This window comes from Stenotrophomonas sp. GW821-FHT02D01 (genome assembly GCF_059421765.1).
Genome location: NZ_JBWKVP010000009.1, coordinates 79,807 through 102,348, shown reverse-complemented (window position 1 = coordinate 102,348; position 22,542 = coordinate 79,807). Strand labels below are relative to the sequence as shown.

Below are 22,542 nucleotides of genomic sequence, written 5' to 3'. Positions count from 1 at the left end.
CGGGTGGGATGCGGGAGAGAGGCGTACAGCCTGCCTCTGTCTAATCGACCCGTAAAACGAATAATATCGCTGAAATCTACCCATAAAGCAGGTAATTGGCATGCGCCTGACGCTCCGCCAGCTGCAGGTCTTCGTTGCCATCGCCGACCAAGGCAGCACCACCGCAGCAGGCCAGGCCATCGCGCTTTCCCAGTCCGCCAGCAGCGCGGCCCTGCAGGAGCTGGAAGCGCACTTCGGCACGCCGCTGTTCGACCGCATCGGCCGTCGCCTGGCGCTGAACGGCCACGGCCGGGCCTTGCTGGAACCGGCGCGCGCGCTGTTGGTCAATGCCGCAGATCTGGAGCGGCAATTGGCGGCAGGCGGTGACCCGTCCCAAGGCGCGCCGCTACGGCTGGTGTTGGCGGCCAGCACCACCATCGGCAACTACCTGCTGCCGCCGCGTATCGCCGAGCTGCTGCGGCAGGCACCGCAGGCCGAGGTCGATCTGCGCATCGACAACAGCGCAGGCGTGGTGGCCGCCGTTCAACGGTTGGACGTGGATGCAGGATTGATCGAAGGCCCATGCCACGAACGCGGGCTGCAGGTGACCGCCTGGCAGCAGGACCCGCTGGTGATCGTGGCGGCTGCGGATGCGGCCCCGCGCTGGTCCCTGGATGAACTGCGCGCAGCGCGCTGGCTGTTGCGCGAACCCGGCTCAGGCACCCGCGAGGCTGTCGAACAGGCATTGCTGCCGCATCTGCGCGGCTTCGCCCAGACCCTGCAGCTGGGCAATACCGAAGCGATCAAGCAGGCCGCCATCGCCGGCCTCGGCCTGGCTTGCCTCTCGCGCCACGCCCTGGAAGAACCCTTGGCCCTCGGCCGCCTGCGCATCCTTGAAACGCCATTGCCGGCCCTGCACCGCACGCTGTGGCTGGTACGCCATCCTGGCAAGCGATGGTTGCCGGGGTTGCAGGCGTTGTTGGGCGAAGTGGAGTAATCCGCCCAATCCAGTCGATTCCATCAATTCACCCTGCAGCGATCATTCACGCATGGCGTGGATCTACGTGTCGACCAAGGTCGACACCTACCAACAGCAGCGGAGATCTGTCGAAGGCGGGGTGGTGTGGGGCTGCAGGACCGTTGGCGCCATGGATGGCGCCATCGAGCCCCCATGGATGGGTTTACGGCGTGTCCTGAAGCCCCACACCACCCCGCCATCCCTCCAGCAAGTCGGGGTTGGCTGTTGCTGTTGCTGCGGCCGTGGCCTCTGCGGGTGCCGGGCGCCGCCCGGCCAGGCCCCGCAACCCGCTACAATGGCCGGATGCCTCTGATTACTCTGCAAAACGTCGACTTCAGCGTCGGCGGCCCGCTGTTGCTGGAAAAAGCCGAACTGTCGATCGAGCCGGGCGAGCGTATCGCCCTGATCGGCCGCAACGGCGCCGGCAAATCGACCCTGCTCAAGCTGCTGTCCGGCGACCACAAGCCCGATGACGGCGAAGTCCGCGTGCAGCAGGGCGTGCGCGTGACCCGCCTGGAGCAGGAAGTGCCGCACGGCGCCGCTGGCAGCGTGTTCGACGTCGTCGCCGACGGCCTGGGCGAACTGGGCCAATGGCTCGCCGAATTCCATCACCTCAGCCACGCCGACGTGTTCGATGGCGAAGCGCTGGGCAATGTCCAGGCCAAGATCGATGCCGCCAACGGCTGGGGCCTGGACCAGCGCGTCAGCGAGACCCTGACCAAGCTCGACCTCGATGGCGACGCGGAGTTCGCGCGCCTGTCCGGCGGCATGAAGCGCCGCGTGCTGCTCGGCCGCGCGCTGGTCTCCAGCCCCGACCTGCTGCTGCTGGACGAACCGACCAACCACCTGGACATCGAAGCCATCGACTGGCTCGAAATGTTCCTCAAGAACTGGAACGGCAGCGTGGTGTTCGTCACCCATGACCGCCGCTTCCTGCGTGCGCTGGCCACCCGCATCGTCGAGATCGACCGCGGCCAGGTCACCAGCTGGCCGGGCGACTGGGCCAACTACGAGCGCCGTCGCGAAGAACGCCTCAACGCGCAGGCCCAGGAAAACGCACGGTTCGACAAGCTGCTGGCGCAGGAAGAAGTGTGGATCCGCCAAGGCATCAAGGCACGCCGCACCCGCGACGAAGGCCGCGTACGCCGCTTGAAGGCGATGCGCAACGAGCGTTCCGCCCGCCGCGACCTCAGCGGCAACGTCAAGATGGAAGCGGCCCAGGGCGTGAGCTCGGGCAAGAAGGTCATCGACATCAAGGACATTTCGTTCGCCTTCGGCGATCGCACGATGGTTCGCGATTTCTCCACCACCATCCTGCGTGGCGACCGCATCGGCCTGATCGGCCCCAACGGCAGTGGCAAGACCACGCTGCTGAAGCTGCTGCTTGGCGAACTGCAGCCGCAAAAGGGTGAGGTCAACGCCGGCACCAACCTGCAGGTTGCGTACTTCGACCAGTACCGTGCAGTGCTGCGCGAAGACTGGAGCGCGATCGAGAACGTGGCCGAAGGCCGCGATTTCCTCGAGTTCAACGGCAAGCGCAAGCACGTGCACGCCTACCTGCAGGACTTCATGTTCACCCCAGAGCGCGCGCGCGCGCCGATCACCCGCCTGTCCGGTGGCGAGCGCAACCGCCTGCTGCTGGCCAAGCTGTTCGCGCAGCCGTCCAACCTGCTGGTGATGGACGAACCGACCAACGACCTGGACGTGGAAACCCTGGAGCTGCTGGAAGAGCTGCTGGGCGAATACAACGGCACGTTGCTGCTGGTCAGCCATGATCGTGACTTCATCGACAACGTGGTGACCTCCACGCTGGTGATGGAAGGCGATGGCGTGATCGGCGAGTACGTGGGTGGCTACAGCGACTGGCAGCGTTACGCGGCCAGCGTCGCTGCTGCGCCTGCGGTGGTTGCTGCGGCCAAGCCGGTGGTCGCTGCCCCAGCGGCTGCTGCGGAACCGGCGGCGCCCAAGCGCAAGCTTGCCTACAAGGAAGCGCGTGAGCTGGAACAGCTGCCGAAGACGATCGAAAAGCTGGAAGGCGATGTCGAAGGCCTTACCTCGGCAATGAACGATCCGTCGTTCTACACGCGCAGCAGTGCCGAAGTGACCGCGCACACCCAGCAGCTGGCCAAGGTGCAGGCCGAACTGGATGCCGCCTACGCACGCTGGGAAGAGCTGGAAGGCTGAGCGCCGTTCGGATTCAGTAGATCCACGCCATGCGTGGATATCAGGATACGTGCGGACCAACGGTCCGCACCCACCAACCAACGGTCCGCACTCACCAACCAACGGTCCGCACTCACCAAACTCACCAACCAGCGGTCCGCACCCACCGGGGCGGGCCGGCGGTCATTTGACCCCGTGCAGATCCCGCAGCTGGCTCGGCCGGCTGCCGAAATACGCGGCCAGATCGGCGATGTCCTGATCGCTCAGGTCCTTCGCCTGCGGTGTCATCAGCGCATGCTGGCGATCACCGGCACGGTAGGCCTGCAGCGCATGCGCGAGGTAATCGCCGTATTGACCACCCAGCTTCGGATAGGTCGGATCGATCGGCGCATTGCCGTCGGCACCGTGGCAATCGATGCAGCTCTGGCTGGTGGCCTTGCTCTTGACCTTGGCGCGGGCCTCGCCGGCGGCTTCACGCCCGGCAGGCAGGCCCGCGGAGGAAGACGATCCGTGCTCGCCGCTGGCGTGGCCGGGATCGCCGGCGGATTTCTCGCTGTTCTCCACCTGTGACTGCGAGCAGGCCGCCAGCAGCAGGGCGACGGACAGGGCGATGGCGTGACGCAGTGGATGCGCGGCTTTCGACATGGGCGGGCCTTACTTGACGGTGGACAGGTAAACAGCGAGATCGGCGATCTCCTGTTCGCTGAAACTCATCGACTGCGCCTGCATCGTCGGATGCCGGCGCTTGCCCTGGCGGTACTCGGTCAGGGCCTGGGTCAGGTACTGCTGGGTCTGGCCACCGATCTTCGGTACCCGGTAACTGGGGTAGGCGTTCTTGTAACCGGTGATGCCGTGGCAACCCTGGCAGGTGTAGGCCAGCACACGGCCATTGTCGAAACTGCCGGTGGGCGTGGCAGCCGTCGGCACAGGGGCCGGAGCCGGTGCCGGGGCGGGTGCTGCAGGAGCAGAAGCAGGTGCGGGCTGTGCGGCGGCCCCGAGGGGCAGGAGGACGGCCAGAGCGAGACAAGCGGCGAGCGGCTGCGGGCGCATGGTGTCTTTTCCGGGGATTCGGGTCTGGTCGTTCCGGCGTGGGGTACGGAACGACCCGAGTATAGCCTCAGGTTTCATCTAGCTGAAATGGGGTCGGCCCGACCGGCGGCGTGAAGACACCATTACCTTTGGGATATGGTGTTGCCGTGAAGTGGTGCATTACTTTGCTACCACACCTGCCCACGCATCCTCCAGGGATCTGACGATGTCGCACCAAACCTTCCTGCCCGGCCCCCGCAGCGGACTCTGCGCTGCCGCGCTGCTGCTCTCCACCTCCCTGCTGCTGAGCGGTTGCGCCGCTGGGCCCAACAACGAGGCCAAGGCGGCCGAGACCAAGGACGAGAAGAAGGTCGACGCGGTGCCGGTGGAAGTGGCCGTGGCCAGCCATCGTGCGGTGGCCGCCAGCTACACCGGAACCGCAGCACTGGAGCCGCGCGCCGAATCGCAGGTGGTCGCCAAGACGTCGGGCGTTGCCCTGGCGGTACTGGTCGAGGAAGGGCAGCGGGTCAGCGCCGGGCAGCCTCTGGTGCGGCTGGATCCGGACCGCGCACGCCTGGCCGTTGCCCAGAGCGAGGCGCAGATGCGCAAGCTGGAAAACAACTACCAGCGCGCACAGAAGCTGGTCGGCCAGCAGATGGTCAGTGCTGCCGATGTCGACCAGCTGCGCTACGACCTGGAAAACGTGCGCGCGCAGTACCGCCTGGCCACGCTGGAACTGTCCTACACCACCGTGGTCGCACCGATTTCCGGCGTGATCGCCTCGCGATCGATCAAGACCGGCAACTTCGTGCAGATCAACACGCCGATCTTCCGCATCGTCGACAACTCGCGGCTGGAAGCCACCCTCAACGTGCCCGAGCGCGAGCTGGCGACCTTGCGTGCGGGTCAGCCGGTCACGCTGTCGGCCGATGCGCTGCCGGGCCAGACCTTCACTGGTGTGGTGGACCGTATCGCGCCGGTGGTGGATTCGGGCAGCGGCACCTTCCGTGTGGTCAGTGCTTTCGACGGTGCCGCGCAGTCGCTGCAACCGGGCATGTTCGGCCGTATCCGCATCGACTACGACCAGCGTGCCGATGCACTGGTGGTGCCGCGCCTGGCACTGCTGGACGATGGTGAGCCGGCAGTGTTCCGGGTACGCGAGGGCAAGGTCGCGCGGGTGCCGGTCAAGCTCGGCTACGCCGAAGGGCCGTGGGTGGAAATCCGTGAGGGACTGGCGGCGGGCGACCAGATCGTCACTGCCGGCAAGGTCGCCCTGCGCGACGGCACCGCGGTGCAGGTGATCGCCGATCCGAAGGCCAAGGCGAAGACCGTAACCGCCTCGGCCAAGCCGGCAGAGAAGGCCGGGAGCACGCAATGACCGCGCCCGGCCACGACCACGGTGCCTCGCCAGGGAGCGACGGCGCCGCCGCAGGCATGCGTGGCGGCCTGGTGGAGTTCGCCACTCGCCGCCGCGTCACCATCGCCATGTGCACGGTCACCCTGCTGCTGTTCGGCCTGATCGCACTGGGCAACCTCAAGGTCAACCTGCTGCCCGACCTGAGCTATCCGACGCTGACCGTGCGCACCGAGTACACCGGTGCGGCGCCGACGGAAATGGAAACCCTGATCACCCAGCCGGTCGAAGAAGCCGTGGGCGTGGTCAAGAACCTGCGCAAGCTGAAGTCGGTCTCGCGCACCGGCCAGAGTGATGTGGTGCTCGAGTTCGCCTGGGGCACCAACATGGACCAGGCCAGCCTGGAAGTGCGCGACAAGATGGAAGCGCTGAACCTGCCCCTGGAAGCCAAGGCGCCGGTGCTGCTGCGTTTCAATCCCTCCACCGAGCCGATCATGCGCCTGGTGCTGTCGACCAAGGCCGCGCCTGCGACCGACGAAGAAGCGATCCGTGAATTGACCGGCCTGCGTCGCTATGCCGACGAAGACCTGAAGAAGAAGCTGGAGCCGGTTACCGGCGTGGCGGCGGTGAAGGTTGGCGGTGGCCTGGAAGACGAGATCCAGGTCGACATCGACCAGCAGAAACTGGCCCAGCTCAACCTGCCGATCGACACCGTCATCAAGCGGTTGAAGGAAGAGAACATCAACATTTCCGGCGGCCGCCTGGAGGAGGGCTCGCAGCGCTTCCTGGTGCGCACCGTCAACCAGTTCGCCGACCTGGAAGAAATCCGCAACCTGCTGGTCACCACCCAGTCCGCCAACGGCAGCGCGGCCGACTCGGCGCTGCAGCAGATGTTCAACATCGCCGCCTCTACGGGCTCGGCTGCAGCCGTCGCCGCCGCTTCCGCTGCACAGAGCGCTTCCTCTGGCGGCGCCTCCAGCGTGGTCGCCAACGGCGTGCCGGTGCGCCTGAAGGACGTGGCCACCGTGCGCCAAGGCTACAAGGAACGCGAAGCGGTCATCCGCCTGGGCGGCAAGGAGTCGGTCGAACTGGCGATCTACAAGGAAGGCGACGCCAATACCGTGGCCACCGCCGAAGCGCTGCGCAAGCGTCTGGAGCAGATCAAGGCAACGTTCCCGGCCGATGCCGAACTGACCACGATCGAAGACCAGTCGCGCTTCATCGAGCACGCCATCGCCGACGTCAAGAAGGACGCGGTGATCGGTGGCCTGCTGGCGATCCTGATCATCTTCCTGTTCCTGCGCGACGGCTGGAGCACGTTCGTGATCAGCCTGTCGTTGCCGGTCTCGATCATCGCCACGTTCTTCTTCATGGGCCAGCTTGGCCTGAGCTTGAACGTGATGTCGCTGGGCGGCCTGGCACTGGCCACCGGCCTGGTGGTGGATGACTCCATCGTGGTGCTGGAGAGCATCGCCAAGGCGCGCGAACGCGGCCTGGGCATCCTGCAGGCGGCGATCGCCGGTACCCGCGAAGTGAGCATGGCCGTGGTCGCCTCGACCCTGACCACCATCGCGGTGTTCCTGCCGCTGGTGTTCGTCGACGGCATCGCCGGCCAGCTGTTCCGCGACCAGGCGTTGACCGTGGCCATCGCCATCGCGATTTCGCTGCTGGTGTCGATGACCCTGATTCCGATGCTGAGCTCGCTGAAGGGCCGGCCGCCGCTGGCCTTCCCGGAAGAAGCCGCGGCCGAGCCGTGGCAGCCGCAGAGCCGCTGGCAGAAGCCGGTCGCACTCGGCCGTCGTGGTGCGGTGGCGACGATACGCTGGAGCTTCTACGCGCTGGCATGGCTGGTGGTGCGCCTCTGCCGTGGCGTGGCTGCAGTGGTCGGCCCGGTGATGCGCAAGGCCAGTGACATCGCCATGAAGCCATACGCCGGTGCCGAACGTGGCTACCTGCGGCTGCTGCCGGGTGCGTTGGCCCATCCCGGCAAGGTGCTGGGCCTGGCCGCACTGGCATTCGTCGGCACAATGGCGCTGGTGCCGATGCTCGGCGCCGACCTGATCCCGCAGCTGGCGCAGGACCGTTTCGAAATGACGGTCAAGCTGCCGGCCGGCACGCCGCTGAAGCAGACCGATGCGCTGGTGCGTGAGCTGCAGTTGGCGCATGGCAAGGGCGAAGGCGTGGCATCGCTGTACGGTGTCAGCGGCAGCGGTACCCGCCTGGATGCCAGCCCGACCGAGAGTGGCGAGAACATCGGCAAGCTGACCATCGTGATGGAAGGCGGCGGCAACCCGCAGACCGAAGCGGAGATCACCGAGCGCCTGCGCGACACCATGGGCCAGCACCCGGGTGCGCAGGTCGACTTCGCGCGGCCGGCATTGTTCAGCTTCTCCACGCCGCTGGAAATCGAACTGCGCGGGCAGGACATGGCGACCCTGGAAGTGGCAGGCCAGCGCCTGGCGGCGCTGCTGCGCGGCAATGCGCACTACGCCGACGTCAAATCCACCGTGGAAGAGGGCTTCCCGGAAATCCAGATCCGCTTCGACCAGGAGCGAGCCGGTGCACTGGGCCTGACCACGCGGCAGATCGCCGATGTGGTGGTGAAGAAGGTGCGCGGCGATGTCGCCACCCGCTACAGCTTCCGCGACCGCAAGATCGACGTGCTGGTGCGCGCGCAGGAAACCGATCGTGCCAGCGTGGAGAGCATCCGCCGCTTGATCGTCAATCCGGGCAGCACCCGTCCGGTCACCCTGGATGCAGTGGCCGACGTGGTGGCCACCACCGGCCCCAGCGAGATCCATCGTGCCGACCAGACCCGGGTGGCCGTGGTCTCGGCCAACCTGCGCGACATCGACCTGGGCGCGGCCATGCGCGAAGTACAGCAGATGGTGTCCGAACAGCCGCTGGGAGCTGGCGTGGGCCTGCACATCGGCGGCCAGGGCGAGGAACTGGCACAGGCCGCGAAGTCGCTGATCTTCGCCTTCGGCCTGGCGATCTTCCTGGTCTACCTGGTGATGGCCTCGCAGTTCGAATCGCTGCTGCATCCGTTCGTGATCCTGTTCACCATCCCGCTGGCGCTGGTCGGCGCGATCCTGGCGTTGATGCTGACCGGCAAGCCGATTTCGGTAGTGGTGTTCATCGGCCTGATCCTGCTGGTCGGCCTGGTCACCAAGAACGCGATCATCCTGATAGACAAGGTCAACCAGCTGCGCGAGGCCGGCGTGGCCAAGCACGAGGCACTGGTGGAAGGTGCGCGTTCGCGCCTGCGGCCGATCATCATGACCACCCTGTGCACGCTGTTCGGCTTCCTGCCGCTGGCGGTGGCGATGGGCGAGGGCGCCGAAGTGCGCGCACCGATGGCGATCACCGTGATCGGTGGCCTGCTGGTGTCGACCCTGCTGACCCTGCTGGTGATCCCGGTGGTGTACGACCTGATGGACCGCCGCGGCGATGCCTACTATCGCGAACGTGGCCGCAAGCATGCCGGCGAAGGTCTGCATGCCGCGCAGGGCAGCAGCGCGGGCGGGGAGGAGCCAGCATGAGTATTGCCGAGTTCTCCATCCGTCGGCCGGTCACCACCATCATGTGTTTCGTGTCGCTGGTGGTGGTCGGCCTGATCGCCTCGTTCCGGCTGCCACTAGAAGCGCTGCCGGACATCTCCGCACCGTTCCTGTTCGTGCAGATTCCCTACACCGGCTCCACCCCGGAAGAAGTCGAGCGGACCATCATCCGGCCGGTGGAGGAGTCGTTGGCGACGATGACCGGCATCAAGCGCATGCGGTCGTCGGCGACCTCCGAAGCTGCGTCGATCTTCATCGAGTTCAGCGACTGGGATCGTGATATCGCCATCGCCGCTTCGGACGCGCGCGAGCGCATCGACGCTATCCGCAGTGACCTGCCTGACGATGTGCAGCGCTACAACGTGTTCAAGTGGTCCAGCAGCGACCAGCCGGTGCTGAAAGTGCGCCTGGCCAGCACCACCGACCTGACCACCGCCTATGACATGCTCGACCGCGAATTCAAGCGGCGTATCGAGCGGATTCCGGGCGTGGCCCGGGTCGAGATCACCGGCGCGCCGCCGAACGAGGTGGAGATCGCGATCGATCCGAACCGCCTGAACGCCCACGGCCTGAGCATCAACGAGCTGAGCGATCGCCTGCGGACGCTGAATTTCTCGATCTCGGCCGGGCAGATCGATGACAACGGCCAGCGGGTGCGCGTGCAGCCCGTGGGCGAGATCACCGACCTGCAGGAAATGCGTGACCTGGTGATCAATGCCAAGGGACTGCGCCTGGGTGACATTGCCGATGTGCGGCTGAAGCCGGCGCGGATGAGCTATGGCCGCCGCTTGGATGGCAATCCTGCCGTCGGCCTGGACATCTACAAGGAACGCAGCGCCAACCTTGTGGACGTCTCGCGCGGCGCGCTTGCCGAGGTTGAAGCAATCCGCGCGCAGGACTCGATGCGCGACGTGCAGATCAAGGTGATCGACAACCAGGGCAAGGCAGTGACCTCGTCCCTGCTGGAGCTGGCCGAGGCCGGCGGCGTCGGCCTGATCCTGTCGGTGACGGTGCTGTTCTTCTTCCTGCGCCATTGGCCATCCACGCTGATGGTGACCCTGGCCATTCCGATCTGCTTCACCATCACCCTGGGCTTCATGTATTTCGCCGGCGTCACGCTCAACATCCTGACCATGATGGGCCTGCTGCTGGCCGTGGGCATGCTGGTCGACAATGCCGTGGTGGTGGTCGAGAGCATCTACCAGGAACGCGAGCGCCTGCCGGACCAGCCACGCCTCGCCTCGATCATCGGCACCCGTAACGTTGCCATCGCGCTCAGTGCGGGCACGTTGTGCCACTGCATCGTGTTCGTGCCCAACCTGTTCGGCGAAACCAACAACATCAGCATCTTCATGGCGCAGATCGCGATCACCATCTCGGTCTCGCTGCTGGCCTCGTGGCTGGTGGCGGTCAGCCTGATCCCGATGCTGTCCGCGCGCATGGCCACGCCGAAGCTGGTGCATTCGCAGACCGGCGTGATCGCGCGCCTGCAGCGCCGCTACGCGCAGCTGCTGGACTGGTCACTGCGCCATCGCGGCTGGAGCCTGCTGGGCATCCTGCTGGTGGTGCTGGTCAGCCTGGTGCCGATGAAGCTGACCAAGATCGACATGTTCGGTGGCGATGGTGGCAAGGACATCTTCATCGGCTACATGTGGAAGGGCGCCTACACCTACCGGCAGATGTCCGAGGAAGTGGCGCGCGTCGAAGCCTGGGTCGAGGAGAACCGCGAGCGCCTGCACGTGCAGCAGGTCTATTCCTGGTACAGCGAACAGGAAGGCAGTTCGACCGTGGTCACCCTGGACGAGAAGTACGCCAAGGACATCAAGGCGCTGCAGGAAGAGCTGCGCAAAGGGCTGCCGAAATCCGCGCGTACCGACTACTTCGTCGGCAACCAGGGCGGTGATGGTGGCGGTGGCGGCAACCAGGGCGTGCAGGTGCAGCTGGTCGGCGACTCCAGCGCGATGCTGCAGGAGATCGGCCAGGAAGTGCTGCCGCTGCTGGCACAGCGCGCCGAGCTGCGCGATGTGCGCATCGACAACGGCGAGAAGGGCGGCGAGCTGAAAGTGCACGTCGACCGCGAGCGCGCAGCGGCCTTCGGATTCAATGCCGAGCAGGTTGCCAGTTTCGTCGGCCTGGCGCTGCGTGGCGCGCCGATGCGCGAGTTCCGTCGTGGTGACAATGAAGTGCCGGTGTGGGTGCGCTTTGCCGGTGCCGAACAGAGCAGCCCCGAAGACCTGGCCGGCTTCAGCGTGCGCACCGGCGATGGCCGCAGCGTACCGCTGTTGAGCCTGGTCAGTGTCGATGTGGGTTCATCAGCGACCCAGATCGGCCGCACCAACCGCCAGACCACGTTGACCATCAAGGCCAATCTGGCCGAGAAGATCACCGCACCGGACGGCCGCAAGGCCATGGAAGCAGTGCTCAAGCCGATGAACTTCCCGGCCGGCTACGGCTTCACCTTCGACGGCGGCGACTACGGCGATGACAACGAGGCGATGCAGCAGATGGTGTTCAACCTGCTGATCGCGCTGGTGATGATCTACGTGGTGATGGCCGCAGTGTTCGAATCGCTGCTGTTCCCGGCGGCGATCATGAGCGGCGTGCTGTTTTCGATCTTCGGCGTGTTCTGGCTGTTCTGGATCACCGGCACCTCGTTCGGGATCATGTCCTTCATCGGCATCCTGGTGCTGATGGGCGTGGTGGTGAACAACGGCATCGTGATGATCGAGCACATCAACAATCTGCGCCGGGGCGGGATGGGCCGTACCCAGGCGCTGGTGGAGGGCTCACGCGAGCGTCTGCGCCCGATCATGATGACCATGGGCACGGCGATCCTGGCGATGGTGCCGATTTCGCTGACCGATACGCAGATGTTCGGCAACGGGCCGGAGTACTCGCCGATGGCGCGTGCGATTGCCGGTGGCCTGGCGTTCTCTACCGTGGTCAGCCTGCTGTTCCTGCCGACGATCTACGCGGTGCTTGATGACCTGCGCAATGCGGTGGTGCGGCTGATCCAGCGTGCTCGCGGCCGCGAGGTCGTGGCGGGAACCCCGGTGTAGTGGTCGAGCTTGCTCGACCGTAGGGGAGGAAACGTGTTGTGGTGGGGGGAGACCGGTCGTAGTGGGGCGGTCTCCCCTTTTTTTTTCGCCGGGCATGGCCCGGCCTACCAATGCCGTGGCTGTAAATGACGTGCCAACCAAGGTTGGCACCTACCGGTAGCGCCGGGCCATGCCCGGCGGGGCAGCCCGATCAGCTCGCCACCTTGCTCCACACCTTGCCTGCAGTCAGCCACAGGCCCAGCATGCTGCCCAGGTTGGTCAGCATGAAGGTCAGCACCACGCGGGTCACGCGATTGCGGTACCAACCCTTCAACGACTGTGCATCGTCACGCAGCTTGAGGAAATCCTCGTAGGTCGGCTTGCGCAGGCGCGCTTCCACCAATGCCGCGAATGCGCCGGTGGGGATGCTCAGGCGGAACGGCTTGAACGGCGCCACCACAATCGCGGTGAGGATGCTCAGCGGGTGGCTGCCGGCCACCAGGCAGCCCAGGCCAGCCAGGCCGCCGGTATACATCGCCCAGGTCGCCAGCAGCTCGGTGCCCACGCCCAGTCCACCACGATAGAAGCCAACACCGATGCCGGTGGCCACGATGGCGAGGATCGCCAGGGTGAACCACGGGATGTTGCGCTTCTTCGGCACCGCTTCCAGTTGCTCGCGCAACGGCGCAGGCGCCTCGGTATCGGTTTCCAGGTAACGCGCCAGGCCGGCCAGATGGCCGGCGCCGACCACCGCCAGCACTTCGCGCTGCTGCGGATCATGCGCTTCACGCAGGCGCGTGGCCATGTAGCGGTCGCGCTCGCCGATGATCGTTTCGTACAACGCCGGGTTCTCGCTGGCGAACTCGCCGAAGCTCGATTCCAGCATGTCACCCTGCTTCAGCTTCTCGATCTCGTCTTCGCCGACATCCTCGGACGAGAACAGGCCGGCGCCGAGCCCGGCCACCAGCTTCAGCTTGCCGAAGAAGCCCAGTCGCTGCGAAGCACGACGGAATGTCAGGCCGACTTCGCGGTCGATCAGGTGCACCGGCAGGTTGCGCTCGCGCGCCAGGTCCACCGCACGCTTCAGTTCTGCGCCCGGCTCGATGCCGAGCTGTTCGGCCAGTCGGCGCTGGTAGGCCGACAGCGCGAGGTTGGCCGCGAACAGGGCGACGCGGCCCTTGCGGATCACTTCCACCAGGTCGAGTTTGGCCAGCGTGTCAGGGTCGCTCAGTGCCTGCAGGCGCTGCGGGTCCAGCTCGACGGCCACCGCATCGAAACGTCCACTGTCGATGGCTTTCTCCACCGCCTCGACGCTGGCATGGGAGACGTGGGCAGTGCCCAGCAGGGTGTAACGCACGCCATCGCGCTCGACGACGCGCACTGGCTGGCCGGCGAACAGATCGTCGCCGGTTTCGGGAAGGGTTTCGGTCATGGAATCATTCATTGGAAGGAGCGGAATCGGCGCCATCGCCGAGCGCGCGCTGCATCTGTACGGTGTCCAGCCAGCGGCCGTGCTTGCGGCCGAGGCCACGGAACACGCCCACCAGTTCGAACCCGAAGCGTTCGTGCAGCTTGATGGAAGCGGTATTGGTCGGTTCACCGATCACCGCGATCATCTGTCGGAAGCCGTATGCGGTGCAGGTATCGATCAGCGCCTGCAGCAGGCCCTTGCCGACGCCACGGCCCTGGAAGCGGGCATCGACATAGACCGAGTTCTCAACGGTCCACTGGTACGCGATGCGCGTGCGGTAGGTGTTGGCATACGCATAGCCGGCCACCTGGCCGTCGACCTCGGCCACCAGGTAGGGGAAGCCGCGGTCGATGATGTCACGCATGCGGCGCAGCATCTCGGCCTGGTCGGGAATCTCGTACTCGTAGGTGTTGACGAAGTCGGTCACTTCCACCGCGTAGATCGCGGTGATCGCAGCGATGTCGGCAGGGCCGGCATCACGGATGAGTACGGCCATGCGCGGGCTCCGGGTCAGTCGATGTAGCGCTTGAGCAGATCGCCGTAGGCGTCGATGCGACGATCGCGCAGGAACGGCCAGATGCGGCGCACGTGTTCGCTGCGCTGCAGGTCGACCTCGCACATCAGGATGGTCGCGTCGGTGCCGGCTTCGGCCAGGAACTCGCCCTGTGGGCCCAGCACGTGGCTGTTGCCCCAGAACTGGATGCCCGAGGCGCCCAGCGGCGAGGCCTCGTGGCCGACGCGGTTGCAGCTGAGCACCGGCACGCCATTGGCTACGGCATGGCCACGGTGGCTCAGTACCCAGGCATCGCGCTGGCGGGTCTTCTCGTCCTGCACATCATCCGGGTCCCAGCCGATTGCGGTGGGGTAGAGCAGCAGCTCAGCACCGGCCAGCGCCATCAGGCGCGCTGCTTCCGGGTACCACTGGTCCCAGCACACCAGCACGCCAAGGCGGCCGACCGAGGTGTCGATCGGCTTGAAGCCGATATCGCCCGGGGTGAAGTAGAACTTCTCGTAGAAGCCCGGGTCATCCGGGATGTGCATCTTGCGGTACTTGCCCAGCAAGGTGCCGTCCTTCTCGAAGACCACGGCGGTGTTGTGGTACAGACCGGCAGCGCGGCGCTCGAACAGCGAGCCGACCAGCACCACGCCGTGCTTCTTTGCCAGCGCGCCCAGGCGCTCGGTGCTCGGGCCCGGAATCGGCTCGGCCAGGTCGAATTCATCGACCGATTCGTGCTGGCAGAAGTAGGGACCGTTGTGAAGTTCCTGCAGCAGCACCAGCTTCGCGCCCTGTGCCGCGGCGTCGGCAACACGCGCTTCGATCACCGCCAGGTTGGCGGCGGCATCACCGTGGTTGCGCTCCTGGATCAGGGCGACGGTAAGGGGGCTGCGCGAGTTCATGCGGGGCGATCCTGCGGGGGAAAACCCGCATGTTAACGCGGATGCGCCATGACAGCGTGTTGGCTGCTGAATGGTTGAAGGGTGGTGCCGGCCGCTGGCCGGCAACTCCGTCAATCCATCAGGCATCGCCTTGGTTGCCGGCCAGCGGCCGGCACTACCGTGGTCTATGCCTTCAACAGCCCGGCCGGCAGCTGCATGGTGATGCAGTGCAGGCTGCCGTTCTGCCAGATCAGCGAGCGGCAGGGCACCTGCACGATCTCGCGGCCCGGGTGGGCCTGTGCCAGCACGTCGCGGGCCAGGTCGTCGGCCGGGTCGCCATAGGCCGGCATCAGCACCGCGCCGTTGACGATCAGGTAATTGGCATACGAAGCAGCCAGGCGGCGGCCTTCATCGATCACCGGCTTTGCCCACGGCAACGGGAACAGGCGGTACGGCTTTCCGTCAGCCGTGCGCAGTGCGGCCAGCTCGGCGCCCATCGCCTGCAGCTCGGCGTAGTGCGAATCGCTGGCGTCGTCGCAGGCCTGGTAGACGATGCTGTCGGCCGAGGCGAAGCGGGCGAGGGTATCGATATGGGCGTCGGTGTCGTCGCCTTCCAGATAGCCATGATCCAGCCACAGCACGCGTTCCTGCTGCAGCCAGTCGGCCAGGTCGGCGCTCAGGCTGTCGCGGTCACGGTCGGGATGGCGCTCGTGCAGGCACTTCCAGGTGGTCAGCAGGGTGCCTTCGCCATCGGTCTCGATGCCGCCGCCCTCCAGCGCGAACGGAATGCTGCGCACCGTCGCGTCGTTGAACACGCCGGCCTGGTCGAGCGCGCCGACCAGCTGGTCATCCAGGGTGGCGTCGAACTTGCCGCCCCAGCCGGTGAAGCGGAAGTCCAGCAGCTGGAAGCTGCCGTCGGCACGGCGCAGGGTGATCGGGCCCGAATCACGCAGCCAGGTGTCGTCGTAGGCGGCGGTGGTGAAGTGGACCTTGTCCATGTCGATGCGGTTGGAGCGCAACCGCATTTCGGCGTAGGTCTCCACGTCATCGTCGGCCACGCAGATCAGCACCGGCTGGAAGCGGGTGATCGCTGCAACCAGGGCGATGTAGGTCTCTTCCACCTGGCCCAGGCGGTCGGCCCAGTCGGTGTCGGCGGTGGGCCAGGCAATCAGGACGCCGCTCTGGGCTTCCCATTCGGCAGGAAAACGAAGGGTCTGGTTCATGGTCTCGCTACACGCGCCCGCCGGTGGCGGGCATGGGGGTCAACGGATCGGCGGCTTGGGGCCGATTTCGTTCGGATCCGCCTGGTTTGCCACCACGTCGATCACCTTCTGCTTCTCGAAGTAGACGGTGAACTGCGGGTATACCCAGCGGTGGATGGTCGGCCATTGCCGTTTCTGCCCGCCGCGCGGCTGCAGCTGCTCTGCCGGCGCGCCGAACTGCGACTGCACCTGCTGCATGCTCTGGCCGCGGACGGGCAGGGCGCCGGCCGGCTTTTCGCGGGCGCGGTCGACAAGCAGGGTATCGGCCATCGCCGGAGTGGCGGCAGCCAGGGTGGCCAGTACGGCCAGGGTGCACAGGTAACGCGTCATCTCGATCTACTCCCCAGTGGTCAAGAACAGCGATTACAGCAAAAACGGCAGGAAAAAACCGCATAAACAAAAAACCGCCCGAAGGCGGCTTTTTGCATCGGGTCGGCCCCGCGTGGGGCCAGCCGCGGTCACAAGGACCGTTGGGCTTAGCGCTGACGCGCCTTGAAACGCGGGTTCGACTTGCAGATGACGAAGATCTTGCCACGACGACGCACGACCTTGCAGTCACGGTGACGGGCCTTCGCCGACTTCAGGGAGGACAGAACTTTCATGGCATACCTCGGCGTAAACAGTAGTTGTTCGGGTGGAGCGTGGCCGCGATATGCGAAAGACAATCGGCAGTGGACGCTCGTTCAAGCCCGCCATTCTACCGGGCTTTTCCCCATGGTTTCAAGTGGTTGCACAAAAGGCCCGTTACGGGGTGTCTGGCAGGGGCTAGAATGCCCCCTTCACACGCGCAAGGACCCCCATGAATCCACTCGTTCCCGTCCTGACCATCGACGGCCCGTCAGGGGCCGGCAAGGGTACCATCAGCCGCATCGTGGCGCGCCGGTTGGGCTGGCACTACCTGGATTCGGGCGCTCTGTACCGCGCGGTCGGCGTGGCGGCCAGCTGGGCCGACATCGACACCTCCGATGCCTCCGCGCTGGTGCGCTGCACCTTTGATACGCATGTCCAGTTCGTCGAGCAGGGCGATGCCATGCGGGTCCTGGTCAATGGCACCGACGCCACCGACGAGCTGCGGCTGGAGACCACTGGGGCGCTGGCGTCGGCGATTGCGGCCATCCCCGAGGTCCGGGCCGCCCTGAAGGAGCGCCAGCGCGCATTCAGGATGGAGCCGGGACTGGTTGCCGACGGCCGCGACATGGGTACGGTGATCTTTCCGGACGCCCCCTACAAGGTCTTCCTGACCGCCAGTGCCGAGGAGCGCGCCGAGCGCCGGCATAAGCAGTTGAAAGACAAGGGGGTTTCTGTTAACTTTGAAGACCTCCTGCGCGAGATCATGGCCCGCGACGCCCGTGATGCTCAGCGTACCGTGGCGCCCCTGAAGCCGGCAGACGATGCTGTCCTCATCGACACCACAGGCATCGGCATCGAAGATGTCGTTGCCAGAGTGATGGATCTGCTTCCGGTTCCGGCTGCCTGATCCGTTCGCGCAGGAGCTCTGCCAGCAGCATCGGTGGAGGTCGCGCATCTGCAGTGCTGTAAAAGCTCCGTCGCGCAATGATGCGTGGCGGTTTTCCTACTTCCACACACGACCTGCATTTCCGGGGTCGACCAACAGGCGGGCGGTAGCCATTCCCTGAAGGGAAGCCAACCGACCCATGTGTCCAACAGAGTAAATCTAATGACCGAATCATTTGCCGAACTGTTTGAAGCCAGCCAGGCCAACCTGGCCAAGCTGAAGCCGGGCGCCATCGTCAGCGGTACCGTTGTTGAAGTCCGCGGCGACGTCGTGGTGATCAACGCCGGGCTGAAGTCGGAAGGCATCGTGCCGATCGAACAGTTCCGTAACGACGCTGGCGAAATCGATGTTGCCGAAGGCGACATCGTCAAGGTCGCCCTCGACTCGATCGAGAACGGCTTCGGTGAAACCGTCCTGTCGCGCGAGAAGGCCAAGCGCGCGATGGTGTGGGACGAGCTGGAAGAAGCGTTGGAAAAGAACGAAACCATCACCGGTCGCATCAGCGGCAAGGTCAAGGGTGGTTTCACCGTGGACATCAAGGATGTCCGCGCCTTCCTGCCGGGTTCCCTGGTCGATGTGCGCCCCGTGCGCGATCCGGCCTACCTGGAAGGCAAGGAGCTGGAATTCAAGCTCATCAAGCTTGACCGCAAGCGCAACAACGTCGTGGTCTCGCGCCGCGCTGTCGTCGAAAGCGAGCACTCGGAAGAGCGCGAGCAGCTGATGGACAAGCTGCAGGAAGGCGCGATCCTGAAGGGTGTCGTCAAGAACCTGACCGATTACGGCGCATTCGTGGACCTGGGCGGTATCGACGGCCTGCTGCACATCACCGACATGGCATGGAAGCGCGTGCGCCATCCGTCCGAAGTCGTGAACGTCGGCGACGAGCTGGACGTGCGCGTGCTGAAGTTCGACCGCGAGCGCAACCGCGTTTCGCTGGGCCTGAAGCAGCTGGGCGAAGATCCGTGGGATAACATCGCCCGTCGTTACCCGGCCAACAGCCGCGTGTTCGGCAAGGTCTCCAACGTCACCGATTACGGCGCATTCGTCGAAATCGAGCCGGGCGTCGAAGGTCTGGTGCACGTTTCCGAGATGGATTGGACCAACAAGAACGTCAACCCGTCCAAGGTTGTGCAGGTCGGTGACGAAGTTGAAGTCATGGTCCTGGACGTCGACGAGGAGCGTCGCCGCATCTCGCTGGGCATGAAGCAGGTTGCCGCCAATCCGTGGGAAACCTTCGCTGCCACCCACAAGAAGGGTGACAAGGTGTCGGGCCAGATCAAGTCGATCACCGACTTCGGCATCTTCATCGGCCTGGACGGCGGCATCGACGGCCTGGTTCACCTGTCCGACATCAGCTGGGCGACCACTGGCGAAGACATCGTTCGCAACTTCAAGAAGGGCGACAACCTGGACGCAGTCGTCCTGGCCGTCGATCCGGAGCGCGAGCGCATTTCGCTGGGCGTCAAGCAGCTGGAGCAGGATCCGTTCGGCCAGTACATGGCGACCAATCCGAAGGGCTCCAAGGTCGAAGGCGTGGTGAAGGAAGTCGACGCCAAGGGCGCGATCATCGAGCTGTCCGACGGCATCGAAGGCTATGTTGCAGCTCGCGACATCGCCAACGAGCGTGTCGACGACGCGACCCAGCACCTGAAGGTCGGCGACAAGGTTGAAGCCAAGTTCGTGGGCATGGATCGCAAGGGTCGTACCCTGCAGCTGTCGATCAAGGCCAAGGACGACGCGGAAATGCGCGAAGTGCTGGAGGAATACCAGTCCTCTTCGGCTTCCAGCGGCACCACCCAGCTGGGCGCGCTGCTGCGTGCACAGCTGAACGGCAACAAGTCCGAGTAATATCGGCCTTACGCTGTTCGTTGTTTCCTGGACGGCCCGGGCACTGCCCGGGCCGTTTCAGGCTGAGATGCCCCTGATGTGAGCCGGTAATGACCAAATCCGAACTGATCGAAATCCTTGCGCGCCGGCAGGCGCACCTGAAGGCCGATGATGTCGATCTGGCGGTCAAGTCATTGCTGGAAATGATGGGGGGCTCACTGTCGGCCGGCGATCGCATCGAGATCCGCGGCTTCGGCAGCTTTTCGCTGCACTACCGTCCGCCGCGCCTGGGTCGCAACCCGAAGACCGGCGAATCGGTTGCCCTGCCGGGCAAGCATGTCCCTCATTTCAAGCCAGGCAAGGAATTGCGCGAGCGGGTCAGCAGTGTGCTGCCGCTGGACGCAGATCCGGCCTGAGCCATCCGTCGCGCGACTTCGTGCGAATCCCACCACGAGTCGGATAAGCTACGGCCTCCTGCCAATGGAGCTGTCGCATGAAAGTTTTTCGTCTGCTGGTCCTGCTGGCGGTTCTGATCCTTGGTCTGATCATCGGTGCGGTCAACATGACGGCCATGTCGATCAACCTGCTGTTTACCCAATTGAACACGTCCGTCGGCGTGGCGCTGATTGCCGCCCTGCTGATCGGTGTCGTGGTCGGCGCTGGCCTGGTGCTGGTAAGCGTGGTCATTCCGCTCTACAGCCAGCTGCGCCGTGCCAACAAGTCGGCGGCTGCACCGTCGACGCCGGTGGCCCCCTCCCAATCTTTTGATGGACGTTGATCGAAGATGGAATTCGTTTCCGAGTGGTTCTGGTTCTTCCTCTGTCTTCCGTTGGCGGCTCTGGCCGGCTGGGTGATCGGACGCCGCGGTGGTCAACGCCACGGTGACAACCAGGTCAGCCACCTGTCCAGCACCTATTTCCGTGGCCTGAACTACCTGCTCAACGAGCAGCCGGACAAGGCCATCGAACTGTTCCTGCACATCGCCGAGCTGGACAAGGAAACCTTCGAGACCCAGGTCGCGTTGGGTCATCTGTTCCGTCGCCGTGGTGAAGTGGATCGCGCGATCCGTCTGCACCAGGGGCTGGTCAACCGCCAGGACCTGAGCGACGCGCAGCGCGTGCAGGCGCTGCTGGCACTGGGCGAGGACTACATGAAGTCCGGCCTGCTGGACCGTGCCGAAACCGTGTTCACCGAACTGGCGCAGCTGGACCAGCGCGCACCGCAGGCGCTCAAGCACCTGATCGGCATCTACCAAGCCGAGCGCGACTGGGAAAAGGCGATCGACAACGCTACCCGCTTCGAAGATGTCACCGGCGAGCCGATGGGCAAGCTGATCGGACAGTTCGAATGCGAGCTCGCCGAGCGCTTCCGTGGTGCGGGCAAGCTGGAAGAGGCGAGGGCGGCCATCGCCCGCGCCTACCAGGCCGATGCCATGTCGGTCCGTGCCGGCATCATCGAGGGTCGCCTGGAAACCGATGCAGGCAATGCCGAGGCCGCCGTGCGTGCCTTCGAGCGTGCTGCCCGCAACGATCCGGAGTACCTGCCGGAAGTGCTGCCGGCACTGATGGAAAACTACCGCAAGGTCGGCGACCTGGGCGGCGCGCGCGCCTTCCTGTCCGAGATGACCGAGCACTACCGCGGTATCGCCCCGGTACTGGCCCTGACCCGCCTGATGGAAGAGCAGGAAGGTGTCGCGCCTGCCCGTGCCTACCTCGGCCGCCAGCTGAAGGATCGCCCGTCGGTGCGTGGCGAATCGGCGCTGATCGACCTCACCCTGGCCGAGGGCGCAGATTCCACTGCCACCCTGCACGACCTCAAGCACATCACCGACCAGTTGCTGGTGCGCAATCCTGCCTACCGCTGTACCCGCTGCGGATTTGGTGCGCGCACCCATCACTGGCAATGCCCGAGCTGCAAGGAGTGGGGTACGGTCAAGCCGCTGCTGAATTACGCGGTGCTCTGATCATGCCCTGGCTCGTGATGGCCGCGTTGCTGGGCGTGGCCCTGCTCAGCGCGGCGTTGACCTGGGCGGCGCGCGTGTATGCCCTGCGCAGGCAGTTGCTGGACCAGCCCGGCGAGCGCCGCAGCCACAGTGTCGCCACCCCGCGTGGTGGCGGCATCGCCATCGTGATCAGTCTGCTGGTTGCTGCGGCCGTGGCCGCTTGCGTCTGGCCGGGCGCTGCGCTCAGCCTCGCTGTCGCCGGTCTCGGCCTGTTGCTGGTCGCCGGCATCGGCTGGTGGGATGACCATCGACCGCTGCCAGCCATGCGCCGGTTGCTGGTGCATTTCCTCGCCGCCGCCCTGCTGGCGGGGCTGGTCAAGATGCACGGCGGCGGCTGGTTGTTGAGCCTGTTGGTGCTGTTCTTCACCGCCTCGCTGATCAACATCTGGAACTTCATGGATGGGATCAACGGGATCGCCAGCAGTCAGGCGGTCATCGTTGCGCTGGGCTTCGCGACGGTGCTGCCCTGGCCCTATTCGCTGGTGGCCATCGTGCTTGGCCTGGCCTGCCTGGGTTTTCTGCCATTCAATTTCCCGCAGGCGCGGATCTTCATGGGGGATGTCGGCAGTGGCGCGCTGGGTTATGCCGTGGCGGTGGTGCTGGCCGTCGCTGCAGTGCACACCGACATCAACTGGATCCTGCTGCTGCTGCCGTTGTCCGCCTTCCTTGTGGACGCGGGCTTCACGCTGTTGGCGCGCATGCTTTCCGGGCAACGCTGGATGGAACCCCACACCCAGCATGTCTACCAGCGCGCGGTCCAGGCAGGAGCCAGCCACGCTCTGGTGACAGGGATGTACTTTGTTTTGGGCCTGTTCAGTATTACAGTGTTCAATATCTGCACCAATTTGCAGCCGAGGTGGGAGGCTGTCGTAGCGGTCGCGTGGTTTGTCGCGCTGACCCTGCTGTGGCTACTCCTGCGCAATGGATTGCGCCACCGATAAGGAAC

At 65.3% G+C, this 22,542-nt stretch carries 19 protein-coding genes; 11 read left to right on the top strand and 8 right to left on the bottom strand.

Annotated elements, in window-relative coordinates:
* Window positions 1–100: 100 nt before the first annotated feature.
* A complete protein-coding gene (locus tag AC07UW_RS16620) occupies window positions 101–976 on the top strand; it encodes a LysR family transcriptional regulator (protein ID WP_495212458.1) in 876 nt (291 codons plus the stop codon).
* A gap of 324 nt (window positions 977–1,300) precedes the next feature.
* Entirely contained in the window at window positions 1,301–3,181 is a 1,881-nt protein-coding gene (locus AC07UW_RS16615) for an ATP-binding cassette domain-containing protein (RefSeq protein ID WP_032977580.1), read from the top strand.
* A gap of 162 nt (window positions 3,182–3,343) precedes the next feature.
* On the opposite strand, the gene AC07UW_RS16610 is transcribed toward AC07UW_RS16615, so the two are convergent.
* Together AC07UW_RS16610 and AC07UW_RS16605 are read right to left on the bottom strand one after the other, a co-directional pair.
* Window positions 3,344–3,805: a c-type cytochrome gene (locus AC07UW_RS16610; RefSeq protein ID WP_032977578.1), complete on the bottom strand. Its 462-nt coding sequence runs from the start codon at window positions 3,803–3,805 to the stop codon at window positions 3,344–3,346.
* Window positions 3,806–3,814: 9 nt separating this feature from the next.
* A complete protein-coding gene (locus AC07UW_RS16605) occupies window positions 3,815–4,210 on the bottom strand; it encodes a c-type cytochrome (RefSeq protein ID WP_312108249.1) in 396 nt (131 codons plus the stop codon).
* A 205-nt stretch (window positions 4,211–4,415) separates the two neighbouring features.
* Here AC07UW_RS16605 and AC07UW_RS16600 point away from each other — a divergent pair, with 205 nt between their 5' ends.
* From AC07UW_RS16600 to AC07UW_RS16590, 3 genes are read left to right on the top strand one after another with little or no spacing between them, the layout of a single operon-like run.
* A complete protein-coding gene (locus AC07UW_RS16600; protein WP_025875055.1) occupies window positions 4,416–5,567 on the top strand; it encodes an efflux RND transporter periplasmic adaptor subunit in 1,152 nt (383 codons plus the stop codon).
* A complete protein-coding gene (locus AC07UW_RS16595; RefSeq protein WP_495212457.1) occupies window positions 5,564–9,085 on the top strand; it encodes an efflux RND transporter permease subunit in 3,522 nt (1,173 codons plus the stop codon). Before AC07UW_RS16600 ends, AC07UW_RS16595 begins: the two co-directional genes overlap by 4 nt.
* Complete coding sequence (locus AC07UW_RS16590; protein ID WP_495212456.1) at window positions 9,082–12,162, top strand: efflux RND transporter permease subunit; 3,081 nt, start codon at window positions 9,082–9,084, stop codon at window positions 12,160–12,162. The genes AC07UW_RS16595 and AC07UW_RS16590 overlap by 4 nt, the downstream gene beginning before the upstream one ends.
* A gap of 190 nt (window positions 12,163–12,352) precedes the next feature.
* Here the strand turns inward: AC07UW_RS16590 and AC07UW_RS16585 are convergent, their stop codons facing one another.
* The 6 genes from AC07UW_RS16585 to ykgO form a co-directional block, all read right to left on the bottom strand.
* The gene (locus AC07UW_RS16585) at window positions 12,353–13,573 is read right to left on the bottom strand and encodes a TraB/GumN family protein (protein WP_025875050.1); all 1,221 of its coding nucleotides are present in this window, start codon (window positions 13,571–13,573) and stop codon (window positions 12,353–12,355) included.
* Between the two features lie 4 nt (window positions 13,574–13,577).
* Window positions 13,578–14,108: a GNAT family N-acetyltransferase gene (locus AC07UW_RS16580; RefSeq protein WP_495212455.1), complete on the bottom strand. Its 531-nt coding sequence runs from the start codon at window positions 14,106–14,108 to the stop codon at window positions 13,578–13,580.
* A gap of 14 nt (window positions 14,109–14,122) precedes the next feature.
* Window positions 14,123–15,010, bottom strand: coding sequence for a carbon-nitrogen hydrolase (locus AC07UW_RS16575; RefSeq protein WP_025875046.1), 888 nt, complete (start codon window positions 15,008–15,010; stop codon window positions 14,123–14,125).
* Window positions 15,011–15,174: 164 nt separating this feature from the next.
* The gene (locus tag AC07UW_RS16570) at window positions 15,175–16,212 is read right to left on the bottom strand and encodes an agmatine deiminase family protein (protein ID WP_312785542.1); all 1,038 of its coding nucleotides are present in this window, start codon (window positions 16,210–16,212) and stop codon (window positions 15,175–15,177) included.
* Between the two features lie 39 nt (window positions 16,213–16,251).
* Window positions 16,252–16,581, bottom strand: coding sequence for a hypothetical protein (locus AC07UW_RS16565; protein ID WP_025875042.1), 330 nt, complete (start codon window positions 16,579–16,581; stop codon window positions 16,252–16,254).
* Between the two features lie 146 nt (window positions 16,582–16,727).
* On the bottom strand, window positions 16,728–16,853 hold the full coding sequence (gene ykgO / locus AC07UW_RS16560; protein ID WP_005409283.1) for a type B 50S ribosomal protein L36: 126 nt from the start codon (window positions 16,851–16,853) through the stop codon (window positions 16,728–16,730).
* A 197-nt stretch (window positions 16,854–17,050) separates the two neighbouring features.
* Here ykgO and cmk point away from each other — a divergent pair, with 197 nt between their 5' ends.
* The 6 genes from cmk (at window position 17,051) to AC07UW_RS16530 (ending at window position 22,537) form a co-directional block, all read left to right on the top strand.
* A complete protein-coding gene (cmk, locus tag AC07UW_RS16555) occupies window positions 17,051–17,728 on the top strand; it encodes a (d)CMP kinase (protein WP_032977572.1) in 678 nt (225 codons plus the stop codon).
* A 201-nt stretch (window positions 17,729–17,929) separates the two neighbouring features.
* The gene (gene rpsA / locus AC07UW_RS16550) at window positions 17,930–19,615 is read left to right on the top strand and encodes a 30S ribosomal protein S1 (RefSeq protein ID WP_025875032.1); all 1,686 of its coding nucleotides are present in this window, start codon (window positions 17,930–17,932) and stop codon (window positions 19,613–19,615) included.
* An 89-nt stretch (window positions 19,616–19,704) separates the two neighbouring features.
* Window positions 19,705–20,010: an integration host factor subunit beta gene (locus AC07UW_RS16545; protein ID WP_005409286.1), complete on the top strand. Its 306-nt coding sequence runs from the start codon at window positions 19,705–19,707 to the stop codon at window positions 20,008–20,010.
* 77 nt (window positions 20,011–20,087) lie between these two features.
* Window positions 20,088–20,372, top strand: coding sequence for a lipopolysaccharide assembly protein LapA domain-containing protein (locus AC07UW_RS16540; protein ID WP_223494898.1), 285 nt, complete (start codon window positions 20,088–20,090; stop codon window positions 20,370–20,372).
* A 6-nt stretch (window positions 20,373–20,378) separates the two neighbouring features.
* Window positions 20,379–21,557, top strand: a complete 1,179-nt coding sequence (gene lapB / locus AC07UW_RS16535; RefSeq protein WP_032977571.1) for a lipopolysaccharide assembly protein LapB — start codon at window positions 20,379–20,381, stop codon at window positions 21,555–21,557.
* 2 nt (window positions 21,558–21,559) lie between these two features.
* Window positions 21,560–22,537: an MraY family glycosyltransferase gene (locus AC07UW_RS16530; protein WP_223497237.1), complete on the top strand. Its 978-nt coding sequence runs from the start codon at window positions 21,560–21,562 to the stop codon at window positions 22,535–22,537.
* The last annotated feature ends 5 nt before the right edge of the window (window positions 22,538–22,542 follow it).